The sequence below is a fragment of the Herbaspirillum sp. B65 genome, from assembly GCF_000333555.1.
Taxonomy (GTDB): domain Bacteria; phylum Pseudomonadota; class Gammaproteobacteria; order Burkholderiales; family Burkholderiaceae_D; genus Herbaspirillum; species Herbaspirillum rubrisubalbicans.
In genome coordinates this window covers 1-2,062 of sequence record NZ_BADI01000358.1, presented here as the reverse complement: position 1 = coordinate 2,062, position 2,062 = coordinate 1, and the positions used below count along the sequence as shown (strand labels likewise).

2 protein-coding genes and 1 pseudogene are annotated in these 2,062 nt (G+C 66.8%); all 3 read right to left on the bottom strand.

All coding sequences use genetic code 11. From position 1 onward, the window contains the following. A partial coding sequence (locus I5W_RS08785) for a cobalt-precorrin-4/precorrin-4 C(11)-methyltransferase (protein WP_044528940.1) occupies window positions 1-487 on the bottom strand: 487 nt, incomplete at its 3' end. Beyond that, window positions 484-1,242, bottom strand: coding sequence for a precorrin-2 C(20)-methyltransferase (gene cobI / locus I5W_RS08780; RefSeq protein ID WP_017450325.1), 759 nt, complete (start codon window positions 1,240-1,242; stop codon window positions 484-486). The genes cobI and I5W_RS08785, both read right to left, overlap by 4 nt. Further along, a pseudogene (locus tag I5W_RS08775) lies at window positions 1,239-2,062 on the bottom strand (cobalt-precorrin-5B (C(1))-methyltransferase); the annotation flags it as partial. The gene cobI and the pseudogene I5W_RS08775, both read right to left, overlap by 4 nt.

The following is a 2,062-nucleotide window of genomic DNA, read 5'->3' as shown; positions in this document are numbered from 1 at the left end:
TGCACATGGTGGCGCGGTGCGCGNCCAGCGAGGCAATCGATTCCGATTCGGGCACGGCCGAAGCACGGCCCGAGACACGGGTCAGGATCACGCTCTGCGACACTTCCGGCTTGGTCAGTTCGGCCGACACGGCCGCAGCCGCAGCGGTGAAGGACGATACGCCCGGCACCACTTCATAGGCGATACCCAAGGCATCGAGCCGGCGCATCTGCTCGGCGGTGGCGCCGTAGATGGCCGGGTCGCCCGAATGCAGGCGCACCACGTCGATGCCCTGCTCCTGCGCACGTACATAGCAGGCCTGCTGCTGTTCAAGATCAAGTGCGGCGGTATCGATGATCTCGGCCTCGGCATGGCAGTGTTCCAGCAAGGCGGTGGGCACCAGCGAGCCGGCATACAGCACCATGCGCACCTGCCCCAGCAGACGCGCGCCGCGCAGGGTGATGAGGTCGGCCGCACCGGGACCGGCGCCGACGAAATAGACTTTCATGCGTTTCCTTTCACATTCTCTTGCGGCGCGCGATGACGCAGCGCCTGCGCGCTCTTGCGGATCAGCAGCACGGCCAGGTAGCCGCTGGCTTGTGCCGCATCCAGCGTGCTCAGGTCGGTAGCCAGCACTTCGCCTTCCAGGCCGATGCGGCGGGCAAAGCCGCAGTGCTGTGCAATGTCCATCTCGCGCAGCAGCGCCAGCACCCAGGGCAGGCGTGCGCCCACCTTCATCAGCACCACGATGTCGTGGTGCTCGATCTCGGCGCGCAGCGTCGCGGCGTCTTCCGGGCAAGGCAGGATCAGCGTGCGCTCCTTGCCCACGCCCAGCGGCCATTCCAGTGCGGCGGCGGCCGCGGCATAGCTGGTGATGCCGGGCAAGGTCAGGCAGTCACACTCGGGATAGAGGTCGCGCACCGCCGCCAGCACGTAGCCGTAGGTCGAATAGGTCAAGGCATCGCCGATGGTGAGATAGACCACCTGCAAGCCCTGGCGCAATTGCGCCGCCAGTTGCTGGCCGAGTTGGGCGTAATGCTCCTGCAACACCTGGCGGTCCGGGTCCATGTTGAACTCGATCTCGCATAGCCGACTGCGGTCGAATTCCACGCCCTCCAGGCATTGCAGGGCCACCGACAGATCGGCCCCGCGCGCACGCGGGATGTAGATCAAGTCGGCACTGCGCAGCGCAGCGATGGCGGCCAGCGGCAGGTAGCCGGCGGGGCCGGGGCCGACACCGATGCCGGTCAAACGCCCGCTCATGCGCCTGCTCCCAGTTGCCGACCGTCGAGGTCAAACAAACGCACTTCGATGCGTTCGACCGCCGGTACGCGGACCTGCGCCAGCGCGGCGATGCGCGCTTCGATCTCGCACCACAGGCGGCGCGACAGTCCGGCATCCTGCTGGCGGACCAGTTCTATGATTGCTTCCACCGTATTGGCTTCCTTCATCTGCTGCAGCAGGGTGGCGTCAAACAGCACGCCCTGCCCTGCCGCGTTCATTTCTTCAGCCACGCGGGCCACGCCCTGCATGGCCATGTTGCTCTTGCTGGAGTGCGTATCCCACACCCCATCCAGCACCTTGGCCAGCTTGCCCGGATGGCCGGCCAGCCACAGCAGCGGCAACGTGCGGCCTTCCTCGGCCAGGGCCTGTTGGGTGAAGTCCAGCGCATCGCCCAGGAAATTGGCGATCTGCACGCTGCGCTTGTCCGGCAGACCCAGTTGCTGCGCCACGAAGACGCGACCGATCTTGCCCGGCAGGTAGGCCAGCGCATCGCCCGCTGCGCAGGCGGCCAGGGCCACGCGGATGTAGACCTCGATGGAGGCGATCCAGGAGGCCATCGACATCGGCTCCACGATGCCCGAGGTACCCAGGATGGAGATGCCGCCGACGATGCCCAGCTTGGGATTGAAGGTCTTGGGCGCAATGGCGAGGCCCCTCGCGCAGCCGATGGTCAGGTCGAAACCACAGGCCGGCTCACCCGGCTGCAACTCGGCCAGCACTTTCGGCACGGCCGCACGCATCATGGCGCGCGGCACCGAATTTGATGGCNGNTCGNNCCACGCACGCGCAGGCCGGGCAT